Annotated in this window: 1 protein-coding gene; it reads left to right on the top strand. The window is 66.8% G+C overall.

Features of this window, described 5'->3' with window-relative positions; all coding sequences use genetic code 11:
• Positions 1-277 precede the first annotated feature (277 nt).
• The coding region (locus tag ACZ53N_RS37270; RefSeq protein WP_469145121.1) for an RNA-guided endonuclease InsQ/TnpB family protein at positions 278-1,672 on the top strand (1,395 nt) is incomplete at its 3' end.

Genomic DNA, 1,672 nt, shown 5'->3' on the forward strand with positions numbered 1-1,672 from the left:
ACCGGCCCGCCCTCCTTGAAGGCTGCCTCACCGAGACAGGGCTCACCCCGAACCCCAGATAACTCACTGCGACAACACGAGTTCAGTCTCAGTAGACCATCGAGCTGTGCCGACGGGGTGACCGCTGGGTTTCGCCTTGTTGCTGATTGGCTTGTGTGTTCGGGGTGTCGTTGGGCGGGGTGGGTGCGGCGCTTTTTGGTTGTGGTCTTGTGGTGGGTGTGTCAGTGTGATCTGCCTCTCCTTTGGTGGGTGCTGGTTGGCTTGAGGGGGTGGTGGTGTGGCGGTTGTACCGGTGGTGCGGGTCTTCTGCTTCCCGCTTGATGTGGGGCCGACGGGGGTGGGGATTTTGGAGCGTCATGCGGGTGCGGCGAGGTGGGCTTTTAATTTCGCGCATGCGGTGATGCTCGCGCAGTGGCAGGCCTTCGACGCGCGTAAGCAGGCTGCCGCGGAAGCCCGTGCGGGCCTGTCCCGTGATGAGATTCTGGCCCGTTTGGGCAAGAGTGAGCGGCGTGCGCTGTACGCGGAGGCGAAGAAGCATGTGAAGGCGGAGAACAGCGCTTGGTGTGCGGATCTGGCGGTGTGGGACGAGCACCGGCGTCGTGTCGTACACAAAGGGCAGCCCGTCCTGGACCCCGGTCCGGTACCGGGCGAGCACGCTTCGGACCTGGCGCGGCGCCTGTATGCCCAGCGGCGGTTCCTGGTGGCATTGCAGATGTCGGATCCGGTGGGGTATGCGGCGGAGAAGAAGGCTGAGCTCGCGCGGGTGCGGCCGCGTGTGCTGGAGCTGAAGGAAGAACTCGCCGCACGTGGCGCGTACCGGCCCGGGGCCTATGACATCCAGGCCATGTGGATGACCCGCCGTGACCTGCCCGGGGAGGAGGGTGGCTCTCCCTGGTGGCCGGAGGTGGCCCGGGGTGCGTTCCTGTGCGGGTTCGACCGTGCTGATAAGGCGTGGAAGAACTGGATGGCCAGCGCGGCCGGCACCCGTAGGGGCGCCCGCATGGGCATGCCCCGCTTCAAGAAGAAAGGCAAAACCGCCGATTCCTTCGCCCTGGCCAACCCGGCCCGCTCCGTCATCCACCTCGACAGCACGCGGCGTCTGCGCCTAGCCGGCGTCGGCAGCTTCCGGCTGCACCAGTCAGCCAGACCCCTGTGGCGCCTCCTCGCCAAAAACAAAGCGGAGATCACCTCGGTCACCGTCAAACGCGGCGGACACCGCTGGTACGCCTCCCTCGTATGCACCGTCCAGCAGTACATCCCCGACCGGCTGACCAGCCGCCAGCGCACCGCCGGGCTCGTCGCAGCCGACCTCGGCTCCCAGCCCCTTGCCGTACTGTCCGCCCCCCTCGACCCAGCCGACCCGCACAGCAACACCATCGCTGCGGCCAAGCCCTACCACACAGCCGAACGCCAGCTGCTCCGCGCGCAACGTGCCCTCTCCCGCACGCAACGCGGTTCGAAGAACCGCCGTAAAGCCGCCCGCAGAGTCGGCAAACTCCATCACCAGATCGCCCAGCGCCGCCAGTCACACCTCCACACCGTCTCCAAAACCCTTGCCGTCCATGCCGCGGTGATCGCGATCGAGGACCTTGACCTGCCCCGTCTGACCGCCTCCGCCCGGGGAACCCTCCAAACGCCCGGCAAGGACGTGAAAGTCAGGGCGCTGTTCAAC

This window comes from Streptomyces sp. NPDC033229 (genome assembly GCF_055576875.1).